This window comes from Streptomyces sp. CA-294286 (assembly GCF_050947155.1).
GTDB lineage: Bacteria > Actinomycetota > Actinomycetes > Streptomycetales > Streptomycetaceae > Streptomyces.
On sequence record NZ_CP192004.1, the window covers coordinates 722,145 to 739,977 of the forward strand.

14 protein-coding genes are annotated in these 17,833 nt (G+C 73.6%); 10 read left to right on the forward strand and 4 right to left on the reverse strand.

Features of this window, described 5'->3' with window-relative positions; all coding sequences use genetic code 11:
* The first annotated feature begins 141 nt into the window (after window positions 1-141).
* Together ACQPZG_RS03150 and ACQPZG_RS03155 are read left to right on the forward strand one after the other, a co-directional pair.
* Complete coding sequence (locus ACQPZG_RS03150; protein WP_433544200.1) at window positions 142-1,905, forward strand: glycosyltransferase family 2 protein; 1,764 nt, start codon at window positions 142-144, stop codon at window positions 1,903-1,905.
* A 155-nt stretch (window positions 1,906-2,060) separates the two neighbouring features.
* Window positions 2,061-5,030, forward strand: coding sequence for an SGNH hydrolase domain-containing protein (locus tag ACQPZG_RS03155; RefSeq protein ID WP_433544624.1), 2,970 nt, complete (start codon window positions 2,061-2,063; stop codon window positions 5,028-5,030).
* Window positions 5,031-5,190: 160 nt separating this feature from the next.
* Here ACQPZG_RS03155 and ACQPZG_RS03160 read toward each other — a convergent pair whose 3' ends face one another.
* The gene (locus ACQPZG_RS03160) at window positions 5,191-5,415 is read right to left on the reverse strand and encodes a hypothetical protein (RefSeq protein ID WP_433544201.1); all 225 of its coding nucleotides are present in this window, start codon (window positions 5,413-5,415) and stop codon (window positions 5,191-5,193) included.
* Window positions 5,416-5,647: 232 nt separating this feature from the next.
* Between ACQPZG_RS03160 and ACQPZG_RS03165 the strand changes: the two genes are divergently transcribed.
* The 3 genes from ACQPZG_RS03165 (at window position 5,648) to mgtA (ending at window position 9,148) form a co-directional block, all read left to right on the forward strand.
* The gene (locus tag ACQPZG_RS03165) at window positions 5,648-6,058 is read left to right on the forward strand and encodes a hypothetical protein (RefSeq protein WP_433544202.1); all 411 of its coding nucleotides are present in this window, start codon (window positions 5,648-5,650) and stop codon (window positions 6,056-6,058) included.
* Between the two features lie 74 nt (window positions 6,059-6,132).
* Window positions 6,133-6,507: a metalloregulator ArsR/SmtB family transcription factor gene (locus ACQPZG_RS03170; RefSeq protein WP_433544203.1), complete on the forward strand. Its 375-nt coding sequence runs from the start codon at window positions 6,133-6,135 to the stop codon at window positions 6,505-6,507.
* Window positions 6,500-9,148 carry a magnesium-translocating P-type ATPase gene (gene mgtA / locus ACQPZG_RS03175; protein WP_433544204.1) on the forward strand — a complete coding sequence of 883 codons (2,649 nt, stop codon included), beginning with the start codon at window positions 6,500-6,502 and terminating at the stop codon, window positions 9,146-9,148. Before ACQPZG_RS03170 ends, mgtA begins: the two co-directional genes overlap by 8 nt.
* A 42-nt stretch (window positions 9,149-9,190) precedes the next feature.
* Here mgtA and ACQPZG_RS03180 read toward each other — a convergent pair whose 3' ends face one another.
* Entirely contained in the window at window positions 9,191-10,804 is a 1,614-nt protein-coding gene (locus ACQPZG_RS03180; protein WP_433544205.1) for an LCP family protein, read from the reverse strand.
* Between the two features lie 171 nt (window positions 10,805-10,975).
* On the opposite strand from ACQPZG_RS03180, the gene tatA reads away from it, so the two are divergent.
* The 4 genes from tatA (at window position 10,976) to ACQPZG_RS03200 (ending at window position 12,499) form a co-directional block, all read left to right on the forward strand.
* Window positions 10,976-11,161: a Sec-independent protein translocase subunit TatA gene (tatA, locus tag ACQPZG_RS03185; RefSeq protein WP_433544206.1), complete on the forward strand. Its 186-nt coding sequence runs from the start codon at window positions 10,976-10,978 to the stop codon at window positions 11,159-11,161.
* 274 nt (window positions 11,162-11,435) lie between these two features.
* A complete protein-coding gene (locus ACQPZG_RS03190) occupies window positions 11,436-11,921 on the forward strand; it encodes a WapI family immunity protein (protein WP_433544207.1) in 486 nt (161 codons plus the stop codon).
* Window positions 11,922-11,993: 72 nt separating this feature from the next.
* A complete protein-coding gene (locus ACQPZG_RS03195; RefSeq protein WP_433544208.1) occupies window positions 11,994-12,290 on the forward strand; it encodes a hypothetical protein in 297 nt (98 codons plus the stop codon).
* 32 nt (window positions 12,291-12,322) lie between these two features.
* The gene (locus ACQPZG_RS03200; RefSeq protein ID WP_433544209.1) at window positions 12,323-12,499 is read left to right on the forward strand and encodes a hypothetical protein; all 177 of its coding nucleotides are present in this window, start codon (window positions 12,323-12,325) and stop codon (window positions 12,497-12,499) included.
* 197 nt (window positions 12,500-12,696) lie between these two features.
* On the opposite strand, the gene ACQPZG_RS03205 is transcribed toward ACQPZG_RS03200, so the two are convergent.
* Entirely contained in the window at window positions 12,697-13,164 is a 468-nt protein-coding gene (locus ACQPZG_RS03205) for a hypothetical protein (protein WP_433544210.1), read from the reverse strand.
* Window positions 13,165-13,345: 181 nt separating this feature from the next.
* Here ACQPZG_RS03205 and ACQPZG_RS03210 point away from each other — a divergent pair, with 181 nt between their 5' ends.
* Complete coding sequence (locus ACQPZG_RS03210; protein WP_433544211.1) at window positions 13,346-14,386, forward strand: LacI family DNA-binding transcriptional regulator; 1,041 nt, start codon at window positions 13,346-13,348, stop codon at window positions 14,384-14,386.
* A 66-nt stretch (window positions 14,387-14,452) separates the two neighbouring features.
* Here ACQPZG_RS03210 and ACQPZG_RS03215 read toward each other — a convergent pair whose 3' ends face one another.
* Complete coding sequence (locus tag ACQPZG_RS03215) at window positions 14,453-17,251, reverse strand: glycosyl hydrolase (protein ID WP_433544212.1); 2,799 nt, start codon at window positions 17,249-17,251, stop codon at window positions 14,453-14,455.
* Window positions 17,252-17,833 lie beyond the last annotated feature (582 nt).

Below are 17,833 nucleotides of genomic sequence, written 5' to 3' on the forward strand. Positions count from 1 at the left end.
TCTGGACCATTGCGACCCTGTCAATTACGTGTCATATCAAGCCAGTTGTCGCTGCACCCGTTTATTGGTCTATACCTTTGGCGCTACAGTGAGGCGCTGAAGGAAGCAGATAGACCCTTATACGCAGCCAAGGGGCGCTTTATGACGATCAATCATCTTCCACAGCCTCCCTCCGACGACGAGCTCTTCTGGTACTTCGGCCCGCAGCGCCGCTGGGTCCTGGTCAGCACCTCGCTCGCCTTCGTCCTCACGGCCGCGACCATGTTCACGTTCGCGCTCCGGACGCCGGCCCTGTGGGCCTTTCTCGCCGTCCTCGGCCTCAACTGCGTGGCCCTCGTGCTCTCCTCCGTGAACAGCCTGCGCCGGCGCCGGCTCACCCGGCAGTCGCACGAGGTCCTCGTCCGCGCCTGGCAGCCCGTCGAACCGCCGGGAGTCGATCTGTACCTGCCGACCTGCGGCGAACCCCTGCCCGTCCTCGCCAACGCCTACCGCGCGGTGGCCGCGCTGGACTGGGACGGGCCGCTCACGGTCTGGGTCCTGGACGACGCCGACCGGCCCGAGGTCGCACGGCTCGCCGCCGACCACGGCTACCGGTACGTCGTACGGCCCGACCGCGGCCACCTCAAGAAGGCGGGCAACCTGAACCACGCCCTCACCCTGAGCGACGCCGAACTCGTCGCCATCCTGGACGCGGACTTCGCGCCCCGCCCGGACTTCCTGCACCACCTCGTCCCCTACCTCGCCGATCCCCGCGTCGGCATCGTGCAGAGCCCGCAGTGCTTCGACACCGACGAGACCATGGGCTGGGTCCAGCGCGCCGCCGGATCGGCCCAGGAATGGTTCTTCCGCTGGATCCAGCCCTCCCGGGACGCCAGCGACGCCGCCATCTGCTGCGGCAGCAACGCCGTCTACCGGCGGCGCGCACTCGACCTCGCCGGAGGTTTCGCCAGGATCGCCCACAGCGAGGACCTGTACACCGGACTCGCCCTGCACGAGCAGGGCTTCCGCACCCAGTACGTCCCGGTCCTCGTCGCGAAGGGCACCTCTCCCGACGAACTGGGCGCCTACGTCAACCAGCAGTACCGCTGGGCGATGGGCAACCTGCACCTGCTGTCCCACCCGGTGCTCGGCCGGATGCGCGCCCCCTGGCGGATGCGGCTGTGCTTCTACGAGGGCGTCGTCGGCTACCTCACGACGGCCGTGAACACCTTCGCCGCGCCCCTGCCGCCGCTGGTGATGCTGTACTTCCACCCCGACGACATCCGCCCCTGGCACGTCCTGCCGCTGCTCGCCCCGCTCTGGCTGTGGCACGTCCTGCTGCCGCGCGTCAGCCGTACCCGTTGGCGCGTCGAGGTCGTCCGCGCCAACGTCCTGACCAGCGTCGCCGCCGCGACCGCGTTCCTGCACACGGTGCGGGGCCGCAGCGCCGCCTGGGTCCCCACCGGGGCACGCGGGGCGCAGGCCGGGGGCGGCATGGCCGCACGGGTGATCGCCGTCTCGCTGGGCTGGCTCGTCCTGTCCAACGGAGCGGCCGCGGCGGGCCTGGCCCTGGCCGTCGTCCGCAACGGGTGGGAGCCCAACTGGGGCCTGGTCCTCTACTTCCTGGTCCAGTGCCACATCAACGTGCCCCTCATCGGCGCCCTCCGGGCCGAACGCCGTGCGGCGCGACGGCCGCGTCCCGCCGAGGCGCCGCGCCCCCTGTCCGACGGGGTACGGCGTGCCGCGACCGCGCTCCGGGGCACGGCCGGACGCGACGCGCCGATGACGTACGCACCGGACGCGTCACCGCGTGCCCGGGTGCTGCCCCGCCGCTGGCCGGAAACCCTGGCCGCCTCCGCGCTCCTCCTGCTCACCGCCCTGCTGGCGTCCGGCTGGGTCAACCCGATGCTGCCGTGGCTGAGTTGACGCCCGTGGCCGAGTCGAAAGGTCCTCCCGCAGTGAACCACCCCGCCGTCCCCGAACGCCCGCCCGCCCGGCCCGGACCCACCCGCCGCCAGGACCCCGTACGACCCGCGGGCGAGTCCGGTCCGAACCCGCACCGTTCCGCCTTCCGCCCCGACATCGAGGGTCTGCGCGCCGTCGCCGTCCTCGCGGTCCTCGCCTTCCACGCCGGCATACCCGGTCTGGCCGGCGGATTCGTCGGCGTGGACGTCTTCTTCGTCATCTCCGGCTACCTGATCACCGGGCTGCTGGTCCGGGAGGCGATCAGCACCGGCCGCATCCGTCTCGGCGACTTCTTCTCCCGGCGCGCCCGCCGGCTGCTGCCCTCCGCCGCCGTGGTCCTCGCCGCCGTCGCGGTCGCGGGAGCGTGGCTCACCGCGCCGTTGCGCCGCACCGACCTGGCGCACGACGTCCTGGCCGCCGCCCTGTCGGTCGCCAACTGGCGTTTCGTGTCCCAGCAGACCGACTACCTCGCCGCGGGCCACGACCAGAGCCCGCTGCTGCACTTCTGGTCCCTGGCCGTCGAGGAGCAGTTCTACCTGCTCTGGGCCCCTCTGCTGGCGCTGTGCGCCTTCGGTGCCGTCCGGGGGCTCCGCGCGGCCCGCAGGGGCCGGGCCGCCCGGGGGGCGGTGGCCCTCGTCGCCCTCCCGCAGGTCCTCGGCACGTTCGCGCTGAGCCTGTACTGGACCGGGGACTCGGCGGCCCTGGCGTACCTCTCGACCCCCGCCAGGGTCTGGCAGTTCGGCGTCGGCGCACTGCTCGCGCTGCTTCCGTGGCACCTGCTGCGCGGACCGCGCCCGCTCAGGCTGCTGTGCGGCTGGGCAGGCGCGGCGGCCGTCCTCGGCAGCGTCCTGAGGTACGACGCCACCACCCCCTATCCGGGCGCCGCGGCCCTCGTGCCGACCCTGGGCACCGCGGCCGTCATCCTGGCCGCCGTCCCCGGCCGGGGCGAACGGGAGGTTCAGGGCGCGTACGGAGTCGGACGGCTCCTCGCGGGCCGCGCACCCCGAGCGATCGGCAGGCTCTCGTACAACCTCTACCTGTGGCACTGGCCCGTGCTCGTCCTCGCCGAGGCCCGCCTCGGGCCCCTGGACTGGCCCGCGAAGACGGCCCTGACCCTGGCCGCCGTCCTGCCCGCCCTGGCCACCTGGCGCTGGGTCGAACAGCCGCTGCGCCGCAGCCGGACCGTCTCCGAACTGCCGCGGCGCGGTCTCGCGGTCGGCGTCTCGGCCGTCGTGCTGCCGGTCGTGCTCGCGCTGGTGATGGGCACGACCGCCCTCCAACACCTCGGCCCCGCCCAGCCCGTGGACCTGAAGGGTTTGCCGCAGGGCGCCGTCACCGGGCCCGGCCTCCTCGCCAGGACCCCCGGCGCCCGGCCCCCGCAGGGCCCGCCCGAGCCGAGTCCCCTCCAGGCGCGCAAGGACTTCCCGCCGGACGGCGCGTGCCAGGTGGCCCCGGCCGAAACCCGCAGCCCCACCTGCCTGTTCGGCGCGACCGACAGCCCCGACCGCATCGTCCTGCTCGGCGATTCGCACGCCGGCCAGTGGTTCTCCCCGCTGCTCGCCCTCGCCTCACAACGCGGCTGGGCGCTCCAGGAGTTGGTGAAACAGGGCTGCCCGCTGCCCCGGCTCACCGTCCGCAACCCGCAGCTGGGACGTACCTATCACGAGTGCGACACCTGGCGGGCCGACACCCTGGACCGCCTGAACCGCGGGCCCCGGCCCCGGCTGATCGTCGTCTCCTCGCTCAACCGCTACACCGCCGACCACAAACTCCTCAAGGAGGGCTGGCAGCACACCCTCGCCGCCCTGCGCAGGACCGGCGCGCCGGTCGTCCACCTGGAGGACACCCCCGTACCGGGCAAGGACATCCCGGCGTGCGTCTCCGGCCACCTCGACGACCCGCAGGCGTGCGACTTCCCCCGCGACGACGCCCTGCACCCCGACCCGTTGCCCCAGCTGATCGCCGCCGGGGCCGTGCCCGGCGTGCACGGCGTCGGCGTCAACGAGGTCCTGTGCCCGCCCGCCGCGCGCACGTGCCCCGCCGTCCGGGACGGCATCCTGCTGTACCGCGACGACGCCCACCTCACGAACGTCGCCGCCGTGCTCCTCACCGGCCGTCTGGAACGCCTCCTGACCGGCACGGGCGCACTGCCCCCGCCGGCGGGGGAGAAACCCGGCCCCGGGACCAAGCCGGACGCCGCTGAGCCCGACGCCGGGGCCGGGCCCGACGCCGGGGAGCCGGGCACCGCCGCCGAGCCGGACGCCGCGGGCTGGACCGAGGTCTTCCGCGACGACTTCGAGGGCCCGGCCGGCAGCCGCCCCCGTACGGCCCACTGGCAGTACGACCTCGGCACCTGCTACCCGGGCTGTCCGGCCCCGCAGTGGGGCACCGGCGAGATCGAGACCATGACCGACTCGACCGACAACGTCCGCCTGGACGGAAAGGGAGTCCTGGAGATCGTGCCCACCAGGGAGAACGGCCAGTGGCGCTCCGGCCGGCTCACCACCCGCCGCGCCGACTTCGCACCCCCGCCCGGCGGCGTCCTGCGCATCGAGGCGTCCCTCGCCCTGCCGGACGTCACCGGGCCGGCGGCGGCAGGCTACTGGCCCGCGTTCTGGACCCTGGGCGGCTCCCTGCGCGAGAGCTTCAGCGGCTGGCCGGGCGTCGGGGAGCTGGACATCGTGGAATCCGTCAACGGACGCGACACCGTGTTCTCCACCCTGCACTGCGGGACCCTCCCGGGGGGACCCTGCAAGGAGCCGGCGGGTCTGTCCTCCGCGCCCCGCCCCTGCCCGGACTGCCGCACGGCCTTCCACACGTACGCGGTGGAGGTGGACCTCGGCCGGGGCGCCGAGGAGATCCGCTGGTACGTGGACGGCCGCGTCCACCACCGGGTGCGCGCGGCCGACATGGACCGGGCCACCTGGGACGAGGCGGTGAACCACGGGGTGTTCCTGATCCTCAACGTGGCGATCGGCGGGAAACTCCCCGAGGCGGACGGAGCCGTGCCCGGCCCGGCGACGGAACCGGGCCACCCGATGCGCGTCGACCACGTGCGGGTCGCCACGAAGAAGGCGCGGGTGTGACCCGGAGCGGCCCGCGCCCGCGCCTTGCCCGGCGCTGATCCGGCACCGGGAGCATGTCGCCTGCCAAAGCCGCGGTCACGCTCCGCGGTTCGGCCCGGACAGCAAGAACCGCTCCCCGCGTCCCGGATCCGGGACACGGGGAGCGGTCGGCGACCAGGCGTCAGTTGCCGTAGCGCTCGTCGGCGTCGTCGCGCGCACGACGTGCCCCGTCGGCCCGCTCCTCGCCCTGCTGCCGGGCCTGGCGGCCGCGGTCCTGGGCCTGCTGACCGCGCTCGCGGGCCTGCTGGCCGGACTCCTTGGCCCGGTCCTTCGCGCCGTCCATGCTCTTCTCGGCCCGCTCCTTCAGTTCCTGCGCCTTGTCCTTGAACTGGTCGCCAATGCCCATGAGATGTCACTCCTAGGGAGATGTGGGGAGGTTCCGGGGCGAATGCCCCTGAACCTCGACCAGGCTCACACGGACCCGCGTCCTGCGCATGTCGATCGGTCACGCTCCGTGATCGTCAGGGCAGTGCGACACTCGGTTGCGCCGCGCCACCCGCCCCGGGCGCGCCGCCCCGGGCCCGCGCGCCCCGGACGACCGGAGAAGAAAGGCCACCCCGTTGGTGATGGTGAGGGGCATGCTGTCGTTCCTCGCCCTGGCCACCGCGGGAGCCGCCGCGACGGTCGCCGTGGTCCTGTCGCGGATCCGTCCGGTGCCCCTGCCCGGCTTCTGCGCGGTGCTCGCCGTGTGCTTCCTCGCCTCGGCGGCCCTCGTGTACTGCTGTGGCTGGTTCGCGGTCCTCGTGGGTGGCCCGTTCCCGGTGGTGTGCGCGGACGAGTCCACCACCGGCGCCCGCTTCGAGACCCTGACGCAGACCTTCTGGCCTCTCCGCACCGCCTGCGTCTACTCCGACGGCTCGACGGTGGAGCACCTCTCCGCGGCGTACCACGTGCTCGTCCTGGTGTCGGCAGGTACGGCCGCCGTCCTGGGCGGCGCCGCCGCTCTGCTGCGCCTGCGGGCCCGGCGTCCGTGCCGGGACCCGGGATGAGCCCCGCCTAGACTGGAGCGACGGATTTCGGGTGGTGCGCCGGCAGTGGGCCGGCAGGGACGGGAGTGACGACGGTGGCCGCAGGTTCCCGAGGTTCCGGCACGTCCGGGGACCCGTCCGCCGAAGTGCTCAGCCGGGCCGCGGAGGCGTTCGCACTGCTCGCCGCCCCCGCGAGGCTGCACCTCGTCTGGGTCCTGGCACACGGCGAGAGCGATGTCACCGGCCTGGCCGACAGAGTCGGCGGCGCGCTGCCCGCCGTCAGCCAGCACCTGTCCAAGCTCAAGCTCGCCGGCCTCGTGCGCGCCCGGCGCGAGGGCCGCAGACAGGTGTACTACGTCGACGACGCCGACGTGGTCGAGGTCGTACGCCTGATGGTCGGCCGCCTCACGGAACGGGCCGAGGACCGCGCCCACGCCCCGCTGCGCCGCCTGCGGTCGGCCGGTGACTGAGCGGCTCACCGCGCCTCGCAGGACCGGAGGGACGCCCTCCGCCGCAGCAGACAGCTCCTTCCTCGCGACCGCTTTCGAAACACTGCGCGCCCTCGACACCGGCCCCCGCGGGCTGACCGACGAGCAGGCCGCCGAACGCCTGCTCCGGCACGGCCCCCACGCCCCGCCGGTCCGGCGGGTGCGGTCGTGGTCCCTGCGGCTGGTGCGCGGCCTGCGCGACCCCTTCGCAGCGGTGCTGTTCTGCCTCGGTCTGATCTCCGCCGCGGTCGCGTCCTGGGGCACCGCCTGCGTGATCCTCACCCTCGTGGCGGTCAGTTGCGTGCTCCGCTCGTCCGGGGAGCACCGCGCGGAGCGGGCCGCCGACCGGCTGCGCGAGCGGACCACCGCCACCGTCAGCACCAGACGCCGCGACGACGAAGCGAGCGAGGGACGGGTACGGGAAGTGTCGGTCGACGACCTCGTCCCCGGCGACGTGATCCTGCTCGGCCCCGGCGACCTGGTGCCCGCCGACGTACGGCTGCTGCGGACCCCGGGCCTCAGCGTCCATCAGGCGGCGCTCACGGGGGAGAGCGCACCGGTCGACAAGAGCGCCCGTGACGTGCCCGCCGACGCGCCGGACCCCGGCGTGTTCGGGCAGCCGCACCTCTGCTTCCAGGGGAGCAGCGTCGCGGCGGGCAGCGGTACGGCCGTCGTGCTCGCCACCGGCGCCGACACCCACTTCGCCGCCGCCCGCGGAGCACCGCGGCGCCCGGTCGTGAGCGCGTTCGACCGTTCCGTGCGCGGCATCTCCTGGACCCTCGTCCGCTTCATGCTGCTCACCCCGCCCCTGGTGCTGCTGGCCAACGCGGCCCTGCGCGGGCGCGGCCTGGAGACCCTCCCCTTCGCCGTGGCGGTCGCGGTCGGCCTCACCCCCGAGATGCTCCCCGTCGTCGTCACCACCTGCCTGGCCCGGGGGGCCGCCCGGCTCGCCCGTACGCACGACGTCATCGTCAAACGGCTCTCCGCCCTGCACGACCTCGGCGCGGCCGACGTGCTGTGCCTGGACAAGACCGGCACGCTCACCGAGGACCGCCCCGTCGTCCACGGCACACGGGACGCGGCGGGCCGGTCCGACGCGACGGTCCTGCACTGGGCCGCCGTCAACTCCTGGTGGACCCTCCAGCTCGCCGAACTGCCCGCCCCCGACGCCCTCGACGAAGCCCTCCTGCACGCGGTGGACCCCGAGGACCTCATGGCCTACGACGGCGAGTCCGCGCTGCCCTTCGACCCGCAGCGCCGCCTGTCCACCGCCGTCGTCCGCGGCCCCGACGCCCTCGGTACGCACACCCTCGTCGTCAAGGGAGCCCCCGAGCAGGTCCTGGAGCGCTGCGCCCTGTCCGGGCCGGAGCGCGACACCCTGCTCGCCGACGCCGCCCGCGCGGCCGGCTCCGGGCTGCGCGTCCTCGCCGTCGCCACCGCCGAGCGGCCCGCCCGCGCCCGGCCCGTCACCGCGGCCGACGAACGCGGCCTGAGCTTCCGCGGCTTCGTCACCCTCACCGACGCCGTCCAGCCCAGCGCGGGCCCCGCACTGGAGCGCCTCGCCGAGCGCGGCGTCACCGTCAAGATCCTCACCGGCGACCATCCCGGAACGGCCGCCCGCGCCTGCCGCGACCTGGGCGTCACGCCGGGCACCGTACGCACCGGGGCCGACATCGACGCCGCCGACGACGCGGAACTGGCCGCCCTGGCACGCGGCACCATGGTCTTCGCCCGGTGCACACCCCTGCACAAGGCACGCGTCGTCACCGCGCTGCGCACCGCGGGGCACACGACGGGATTCCTCGGCGACGGCGTCAACGACCTGCCCGCCCTGCTCGCCGCCGACGTCAGTTGCAGTCCGCAGGGCGCCGTCGACGTGGTGCGGGAGAGCGCCGACGTGGTGCTCGCGGCCAAGGACCTGACCGCCCTCGATCACGCCCTCACGGCCGGCCGCGCCGCCGGCGCCAACATCGCCTCGTACCTGCGGGTCACCCTCTCGTCGAACCTCGGCAACGTCCTCGCGATGCTGGCCGCGGGGCTGCTGCTGCCCTTCCTGCCGATGCTCCCCCTCCAGGTCCTCGTGCAGAACCTCTGCTTCGACGCGGCTCAGCTCGCCTTCGCCCACGACCGTCCGGCCGCGTCCGCGCTGCGCCGCCCCACGGTGCTGCGCCCGCGCGCCTTCGTACGGTTCATCTCCGGATTCGGCGTACTGGGGGCCGTCGCGGACCTCGCCACCTTCGCCGTGCTCGCGCTGTGCCTGCCCGGCGTGCTCGCCCTGGACGACCAGGTCGCCTTCCACTCCGGCTGGTTCACCGAGAACCTCCTCACCCAGGCGCTGGTCATGGTGATGCTGCGGACCGGGAGGCGGGCCGCCGAGGGCCGGACGCCGGGCCCGGTGCGGTGGGCGGCCACGGCGCTGGCGGCGACGGGGGTGCTGCTGCCGCTCTCCCCGCTGGGACCGCTGCTCGGCATGAGCGGCCTGCCGGCCGTCTACTACCCGCTCCTGGCAGCCGTGCTGGCGGGGTACGCGGCCGCCCTGGCCGCCGTACGGCACTGCTACCGGCGGCGGCGCGGCGCGGGAGCGCACCCGGGGAAGCCCGGTGCGGACGGCGCGCATCCGTAACCCGCCCCGGCACCGCGCGGCCCTGCCCGCGGCGGGAACCGGTCAGCCGTAACTCAGGTCGGAGCACAGGTCCTGGTCGGCCGAGCGGGCCTCCCGCGCGGCACGCGAGGGAGCCGCCGTCGGCTGCGGCGCCGAGGCGGGCTGCGCAGCCGACCGTGCGAAGTCCGCCCCGAGGACGACGTCGAGTCCCGCGTCCGGCACCGGGAGCGCCGTGGCCCCCGGCAGGAGGCGCACGAGTTTCCCGGCGTCCGACTCGCGGCCGGGGCCGTAGCGGACGGTGGTGGCGGAGGCGTTCCGGTCGGCCGCGTTGGAGGTGGTGGACACGGTGAAACCGTGCCCGGAGAGCAGCTCGGCGGCGCGCGCGGCCAGGCCGTCCGTGGTGGTGCCGTTGAACAGGGCGACCCGGGCTCCGGCCCCCGAGACGGCCGCCGCCGTGCCGGAATCAGGCGTCCGTGGGCCGGAACCGGCCGTCCCCGTACGGGAATCGCTGGAGGGAGCGGCATGCGGGTCCGCCGCCGGTCCGCCCTCGCCCCCGGCGTCGTGGCCGTCGAGCGTGCGGTCCTCCCGGAGCGCCGTCCACAGCGCCGTCGCGTCCGGCTCGACGACCGCGACGCGGTTGCCCTCGTACTTCCAGGGAACCGTGACGAACTTGGTGTCGCTCAGCTCGATGTCCTTCAGCGACAGGGCGAACGAGAGGAGCCTGTCGGCGGAGCCGAGTCCCGGGTCCACCGTCAGCGACCTGGTGGCGGCGTCCGCCAGCGGCAGCAGCTTCGTGGGCGTGAACCCCTCCTCCTTCACCTTCTTCAACAGGCCCGACACGAAGGCCTGCTGGCGCTTTATGCGACCGATGTCGGAGCCGTCGCCGAGGCCGTGCCTGAGGCGTACGTAGTCCAGGGCCTGTTGGCCGCGCACCTCCTGCACGCCCTTGCGGAACAGGCGCTCTCCGCGCGTGGCCCGATGCGGGTTCAGGTCCCGCTCGTACACGTCGGCCGGCAGGCACACCTGGACTCCGCCGACGACGTCCGTGAGCTCCGCGAAGCCCTTGAAGTCGACGACGACCGTGTGGTCGACGCGCAGCCCGCTGAGCTTCTCCACGGTGTTCTGCGTGCAGGCGGGGTTGCCCTGGGGCGTCTGACCGACGGAGTAGGCGGTGTTGAACATCGCTCCCCGCCGCTCCTCGGTCCACGAGCCGTCGGGCAGACGGCAGGCCGGCACGGTGACCAGCGTGTCGCGCGGGACGGAGACGGCGACGGCATGCCGGTGATCGGCGTAGACGTGCAGCAGGAAGGCGGTGTCGGAGCGGCCGACGTCGTCGCTGTCGCCGCCGCCCAGCCCGCGGTTGCCGCCTGTGCGCGCGTCGGAGCCGATCACCAGGACGTTCTTGCCGCCGACGGCAGCCGCGTCGGGCCGGTCGTCGGCGATGCCGTCGGAGCCGAAGGTCTCGATGTTGCCGCTCAGCTTGAGGTACAGCCAGCCGGCTCCGGCCGTGCCGAGCACGGTCAGAGCCAGGGCCACGGTGAGGAGGAGACGCAGGCGACCGCGTGCGGGGCGCCGCCGCCGTCCGCCTCCGCCACGGGGCCCGCCCGGACGGCGGCCGGGCGGAATCGTGGTGCGGCGCGTGCGGGGTCCGTGCTGTGCGTGCTGGCTGCTGGTCATCTCCGTGCCTTCGCGTCGTGCCCGCATCCGCATGTGCCGTCCCGGGGGCGCGCGGCGACGCACATGCATCAGTTGTTACAGTTGCGCAATGTAGCAACTAATTTTGCTGCGAAGACATTCGCGGCGGCTCGGCCGCGAAGAGACCGTGCGACAGAGACGAAGGGCGGCGACATGATCCGCAACGCACTGGAACCCTGGCACCTGCTGGTGCTGGCGGGCGCGTTCATCCTCCTGTTCGGCTCGAAGAAACTGCCCGACACCGCCCGCGCACTGGGCAAGTCGATGCGCATTCTGAAGAGCGAGACCAAGGCCCTGAAGGAGGACGCCCCACAGGACCGCGGCACCCCGGCCCCCTGACGGCACCGGGGCGATGCGCGGGGGCGATGCGTGCGGAGGCGAGGAGTGGGGGGCGATGCGCGCGGAGGCGATGCGTGCGGGGGCGATGCGCGCGGAGGCGCACGGGCCCTCTGGGAACGAACTCCCCGGCGCCCTCCACCCGTCGGCGCGCGTCGTGTCCCCCGTCGGTGCCGGCCGGCCCTCCGACCTTGCGCGAGGAGCCGTCCGGGCCCGATGCGCACCGTCCGCCGGGCCCGATGCGCACCGCCCGCCGACCCGTGACACCCTGGGCCCCATGCTTCTGAGTGATCCCGCGAGCAGTGTCGGCCTCCGTCCCGTGCGGTACCAGTTCGCCACGCCCCGGGGCGACGCGTACGACGACAACTGGTTGGTCATCGAAGGCACGGTGACGACTGTGCAGGGCAGTTGGTCCTTCGTCGAGCCGTGCCTGCTCACCGATGAGGCCCGTGAGGTGACCTCGTGGCTGCGCGCGGTGGCGGCCGGAACGGTGGCCGTCACCGAACCCGACGCCGAGGGCACGCTGGCCCCGGACGTGACATTCATCGAGCCGCTCGTGGCCCTCAGCCTCGCCGGTCGGAGCGAGGGCGGGGCGGCGGTGATCCGCGTCCACCTCTCCCTGGAGGCAGCACCTCCGTGGCAGCGCGGCGACGACCGGCCCGCCGTCCACCAGTACTCCGTGGACGTGCGGACGGAGACGACCGCCCTGCTGCACGCGGCCGACCAGTGGGAGCACGCTCTGGCTCCCCTCCCGTCCCGCTGATCACCCTCTGCCGACCAGCGGATTCTGGAGGCGCGGGGCTCATTGTCAGTGGCGGCTGGAAAGCTGAACGGCATGAACGACGACGAGCAACTCCTGCGCGGCCGGGTCTACGGCTGCGACCACGACGTTCCCCACCCCGGCCCCCTCCCGCACCGCACCTACGCCGAACTGGTCGGCGGACCACTGGACGGTCTGCTGCTCGACATCCACGGGTGGCCGGCCGGAGAACTCGACGGCGGCGTCGCGCTGCCCACGGAGCTGGGGCAGTTCCCCGGCGGTCGCGCCCTGTACGATCCGCGCCCCGGCGAACCCCGCGCCACGGGCCCCGGCATCGCCTGCCGCCTCCACTACTCGGCTGACGCCCCCTGAGCGGGCGCCGGCGTTTCGAGCACCCTGCCGGGGTGGGGAAACGAGCGGGCGGGACAGCGCCGGCGCTCGACCAGGTGCGCCCGCTGCACACGACCCGCTGGGCCGACGACGCGGAGGGCGCGGTCGACCTGGCGGTCCTGCTCGACCTCCTGCTCACCGCTGCCGAGCGCCGCCGGTGCGGGAAGGCTCCGGCAGCCGTACGCCCATGACGCGGCAGCGGCTCCCGAAGCCCGGCGGCCACGGGTCACCGAATCCGGCCATGTCGCCGTGGCGAGTGGGGAGTCGACCCGTCGTACCTGCGGCGCGGTGTGGTGCGGGGTGGGACGAGGCCGGGCACAGGCGCGGAGGGGGCGGCGTCCCGCATGTCCGGTCGCAGCCGCAGCCGCAGCGTCCCGCGTGCCGGGTCTCAGGAGTGCTCCTCGGCGTAGCGGACGAGAGCCCAGGCGCTCGCCGCCCACAGACGAATCCCTACGGCGTCCGCTCCGCCCGGGGTCTGTCCGGCGGCACGGGCGACGTGGTGCACCGGCCCCGCGTCGGTCGTCGTGACACCGACGTCCCCCCAGTCGCCGCCCAGGGCGGCCGTCGCGGACCGCAAGGCGGGGCCGGGGGCGTCGGCGTCTCCGCCGAGCGGTCCCAGGACCGCGTCCACCCCGTTGCCGGCGTCCTGGATGCGGGAGTTCGGCTGCCCGAGTTCCGCGCGGATCCGCTCGGCGGCCCGGACGGCCGTCCCGCGCGGGGGGTTCTCCGCCTCGATCTTCACCGAGATCATCAACCCCAGCAGGTCGCGCACCAGCGTGGAGAGCTCCTCTGCGTCCTCGGCGGTCGCGCCCGCCCCTCCCGCTGCTTCTTCCCTGTACTCCTCGTCGTTCTTCACACCGCATTCTCGCCGCTTCGCCACTCCCCGCCCGGTGCGACGGGCGGGGACCCACGGGGCGCCGGCCCCGGCGGTCGAGGGGTGTACGCCTCGGCGTCCGGGTGTCCCGTCGGGTGGGGCGACGCAGGTCGGAGCGGGTAGCCTGGCCCGGCAGCAGTGCGACGGAGACGAGGAGCGCCCCTTGCCCGAGCAGAGTCCTGGGCCGGGTGCGGCCCGCCCCACGCTGGAAGCGGTCGCGGCCCGTGCCGGTGTCTCCCGGGCGACTGTCTCCCGCGTCGTGAACGGCGGCGCCGGGGTACGCCCCGCGCTGGTGGAGAAGGTGCACAGGGCGGTCGAGGAGCTGGGATACGTCCCGAACCAGGCGGCGCGCACCCTGGTCACCCGGCGCAACGACGCCGTCGCGGTGATCATCGCCGAACCGGAGTTCAGGATCTTCTCGGATCCCTTCTTCGAGCGCCAACTGCGTGGCATCAGCCGTGAGTTGACGGCTCACGACTCCCAACTCGTCCTCCTGTGGGTGGAGGGGCCGGGCGACCGTGACCGGGTCGCCCGCTATCTGCGGGGCGGGCACGTCGACGGGGCACTCGCGTTCTCGCCGCACCACGACGACCAACTCCCCTCGGTGGTCAGCCGGATGAGGGTGCCGTGCGTGTACGGAGGCAGGCCGGGCACCACGTCCGGTCTCGGGGTGCCGTACGTCGACTGCGACAACCGGGGCGGCGCGCGGGACGCGGTACGTCACCTCGTCTCGCTCGGCCGGCAGAGGATCGCGCACGTGGCGGGGCCGCTCGACCAGGCTTCCGCGGTGGACCGGTACCACGGCTACCGTGACGCGCGTCCCGCCACCGGCCCCGAGCTGGTCGCCGAGGGAGCCTTCACCGAGGAGAGCGGGGCGCGGGCGGCGGCCGAGCTGCTCGACCGGTGCCCGGACCTGGACGCGGTGTTCGCCGCCAACGACCTGATGGCGTCGGGCGTGTTGAAGACGCTGCGCGAGCGCGGGCTGCGGGTTCCGGAGGACGTCGCGGTGGTCGGCTTCGACGACATGGCCTCGGTGGTCGACCGGACCGTCCCCGCCCTGACGACGGTTCGTCAGGACGTGGAGGAAATGGGCCGGTTGATGGTTCGGCTGCTGATGCGCATGCTCGCCGACGGGGGCGCCGGGGCGGAGGGGCCGGAGTCGGTGGTCACGCCCACCGAACTGGTGCGCCGGGCCTCGGCGTAGGCATAGGCGGGGCCGGAGGGCCCCGCCTACGCCCGCGGCTGCCGTGCGGCCGGCCGCCTGTGCCGCTCAGCCGAACGGGATCGTCAGCGTCGAATCGGTCGTCCCGGTCCGGAGCTCGGCCGGTGCGTTGCCGATCGCCGACCACACCTCCAGGCGCACGGTTCCGCCCTTCAGGTCACCCAGGCTGCCCGTCGCCGACCGGAGGCCCCTGTCCTGGCGGTACGACTCCCAACCGGCCACCGGGTCGGTCGCGAAGTACCGGTAGGTTTCCGTCCGTTCGAAGCTCCCGTCCCCCGTCAGGTCGTAGCTGACCCTGGCCTGCTGGCCGAGGCCGACCGCGGTCCCCGCGTCCAACTGGAGGCGGAAGGCGGTGGACCTGCCGGGGGTGAGGGTGCCGTTGACCCGCTTCGCCTCGTAGACCAGCGGACGGTACGGGGTGCCGTCGTGGTTCGCGCCGTCGGCCGATGCGACGGTGTCGCTGCCGGCCGCGGAGCCGGTCGCCGTGGTGAGCGTGCCGCCCGTGCGGAGCTGGAAGACGTTCCCCGTGGGCGGGTCCGGGTCCGGGTCGGGGCCGGGGTTGCCGCCCGTTCCGGTGCCCGTCGCCGTGGAGCGGGCCGGGACCGTCAGGGTCGCGCCGTCGGAGAAGGTGACCGTGCGGGCCGAGGTGCCGTAGTTGTGCGCCGCGTAGGTGCGTACCGTTCCCTTGGCGAAGACCGCCGAGGTCGCGAGGTCGCCCGTCACCGAGGGATCGGGGGCGCCGAGCGCGTCCAGGGTGTTGATCCAGTGGTAGGTGTGCGCCTTGGACTCACCCTGTTCCGGCGTGTAACCGGCGTGACCCGCGTCCCACTTGGCCTTGGCGGCGGCCGGGTCGGCGAGCGCTTCGAACTCCCAGAGGAGGTCCCGCCACTCGACGGCGGGCCCGCCGTTCTCCCGGACCAGCTCGGCGAGGTTGCGCCGGATCGCGTTCTTGTGCCCGGCCAGGTGGAGGGAACCCCCGGTCACCGGCAGCACGTTGATGCCGTGGATCTCCTCCGGGTTCGCCGTCCACCACGTCGCGTACGCCCCGCCGCTGCCCCACACCATGCCGACCGTGTCGTGGCCGAAGCCGGCGGGGAAGACCTGCTCGTCGGCGTCGAACCAGTACTGGGCGATCGCCTCCGACTCGGTGGTCAGCAAGTAGGCCCCCAGATCGCGCAGTTCCGCGTTCCCGGTGGCCGACCCCCACAGCACCAGAGCCGCGCTGAGGTTCGTCGACTCGGACGACGACTCCTGGTTGTTGCCCGCCGCGAAGCCCTGGTGCCCGGAGGCCCAGCTGTGCCCCGCGTAGACGTCGAAACCGCGCAGGAAGGGGAAGGCGGTGTCGCCGCGTGCGGGGTTGGCCGCGTCCTTGATGAGCGTCTTGACCATGCCGCCCCACGCCGAGTCGGCCGCCCAGCCCTGGTCGTACTGGGCGACGACGGCCGCCGCGTAGACGTAGTAGCTGTAGTGGAAGTGGTGGTCGTTGAGTTCGGTGTCGCTGCCGTAGGACGCCGGGTAGCCGGTCAGCGTCTTCCAGTCCTTGTCGTACGAGAACTCGCTCGCGCCCCCGGCGGTGAACCACTCCTGGAGGCGGCCCTTGAGCAGGCCGAGCAGCTTGTCACGGGTGGCCGGTTCGCCGATCTGCTCGGCCACCGGCACCAGTTGGGCGAGCCTGCCGAGCGCCTTGCCCGTCCAGTAGGTGTCGGTGGCTCCCGAGAACGGGTCGGCGGCGTTCGCCACTTCGTCGAGGTACGTCTTCAGACGCGCCCGGTCGACGCCGGAGGACTTGGGGAGGGCGGGCAGGACCGGCGACGCCTTCTGCGCGGTGCTGAAGGACGTGCCCTCGCGGACCTTCATCGTGCCGCGCGGCGACACGTACGTGTAAGGGGTCAGCGGATCGGACGTGTGCAGCCACTGGTGGCGGTAGAGCGCCTGGAGCGTGCCGGTCTCGGTGCCCTCCTGCGCCCGGGTGGTGAGGGTGTAGGCCGCCTTGACCGACCCCGCCGCGGAGGACCAGGTCGCCCTGGAGCCGGTGACGAAGCTGTAGGCGTACTTCTTGTACGTGGCGAGCGCGTCGGCGGAGGGCAGGACGGCGAGCGAGAAGTAGTCCTTGGCCCCCAGACCCGCGGTGAGCGTGGAACCCGAGACGGTCCAGTCGCTGCCGCTCGGCGCGAACAGGGCGTAGTGGTGGCCGGAGACCGTGATGCCGAGGACGTTGCCCTGGTCCGCGAAGACGGTCGGCGCGGCGGCGGTGGTGATCCGGGCGTCGCCGCCCGATCCCTTCGCGTACACGAAGGGCATGCCGTGACCGATGGTGGTGCGCAGGGTGCGGGCGCCGTCCGACCAGTACGGGGTGACGGTCCAGTCGGACCAGTCGTCGGCCTTCGTGTCGGGGGAGTTGAGACCGGTCAGGCCGAGCGTGAGGTCCCGTTTGTGCGCGTACTCGTACTGGCGGCCCTCCCCGACGACCGCGGGGGTCGTGGGATAGCCGATCTCCAGGCCGCCCGCGGTCGCCTGGTAGGTGAGCGGGTGCCCGTACATCGGGGTGGAGTACGGGTTGTCGCCGTACCGCTGGAAGGCCAGCGAGGACCACCAGTCGTTGGTGGGCACCGGCCTGCCCTTGGCGGCCGCGGTGACCTTGGGCGTCACCGGCGCGCCGGTGTTCGTGGTGGGCCCGGAGGTCCCCGGGGGGCGGGTGTCGGAGTAACTGCCGGAGCCTACGGGCACGTTGGCGGCTGCCGCAGGCGCCGCGGCGGGACCCAGGCCCACGGCGGTGAGCGCGGCGGCCAGTATCAGCGCGGCGGTTGGTCTGCGGTGGGGGGAGGGACGCGAGCGGGGAAAGTGCATGGACAGCACCTCGAAGTCCTGACGGTAGGGGCGTCTGAGAGCGCTCTCACGTGTCCTGGAAGGTAGAGCGGCCGAAATACGGGTGTCAAGAGTTCGCGCACGGGCGGCAACGGTGGACCGACGGTCCCTTCGAGCCGTTTCCCGTCGGTCGCCGCTGGGTGGGCGCATGTCGCCCTGGGGGAGGGCCGGGGAGGGGATGGTCGGGGCCCAGGCGGTCGTACGGCGGGTGAAAGTGCGTCAGGACGTCCTTTGCGTAACCCGGTTGAGTCGAGTCTGGGTAACCAAGGAAGGACGCGGACGCGCGAGCCGTTCGTAAGCCCCACTCCTCGGACGTCTCCTCGTGCGGCGGTCGACCTGCCGGATTCCGGACGGAGTGCGCGTCGGTGCCGACGAGAGGCGGTGCGGGTTTCGCGCGGCCGGAATTGCCTCCCCGTCGCGGCCGGAAAGCGCCGTGGCGGTACAGGGCTTCTTCCGGCCAATCATGGTGTGGGGGAAAGGGCTTGCGGCGCAGACGGGGTCGCGCCCCGACTTCTCGGAGTACGGCCTTCCCCCGGGGCGAAGTCTTCGACGCACTCCCGGCGC

Excerpts from the sequence above, each read along its gene's own strand:
- tatA (WP_433544206.1), top strand. The coding sequence starts at position 10,976 with ATGATCCGCAACGCACTGGAACCCTGGCACCTGCTGGTGCTGGCGGGC.
- ACQPZG_RS03165 (WP_433544202.1), top strand. The coding sequence starts at position 5,648 with ATGCTGTCGTTCCTCGCCCTGGCCACCGCGGGAGCCGCCGCGACGGTC.
- ACQPZG_RS03215 (WP_433544212.1), bottom strand. The coding sequence starts at position 17,251 with ATGCACTTTCCCCGCTCGCGTCCCTCCCCCCACCGCAGACCAACCGCC.
- ACQPZG_RS03150 (WP_433544200.1), top strand. The coding sequence starts at position 142 with ATGACGATCAATCATCTTCCACAGCCTCCCTCCGACGACGAGCTCTTC.
- ACQPZG_RS03195 (WP_433544208.1), top strand. The coding sequence starts at position 11,994 with ATGAACGACGACGAGCAACTCCTGCGCGGCCGGGTCTACGGCTGCGAC.
- ACQPZG_RS03180 (WP_433544205.1), bottom strand. The coding sequence starts at position 10,804 with ATGACCAGCAGCCAGCACGCACAGCACGGACCCCGCACGCGCCGCACC.
- ACQPZG_RS03190 (WP_433544207.1), top strand. The coding sequence starts at position 11,436 with ATGCTTCTGAGTGATCCCGCGAGCAGTGTCGGCCTCCGTCCCGTGCGG.
- ACQPZG_RS03160 (WP_433544201.1), bottom strand. The coding sequence starts at position 5,415 with ATGGGCATTGGCGACCAGTTCAAGGACAAGGCGCAGGAACTGAAGGAG.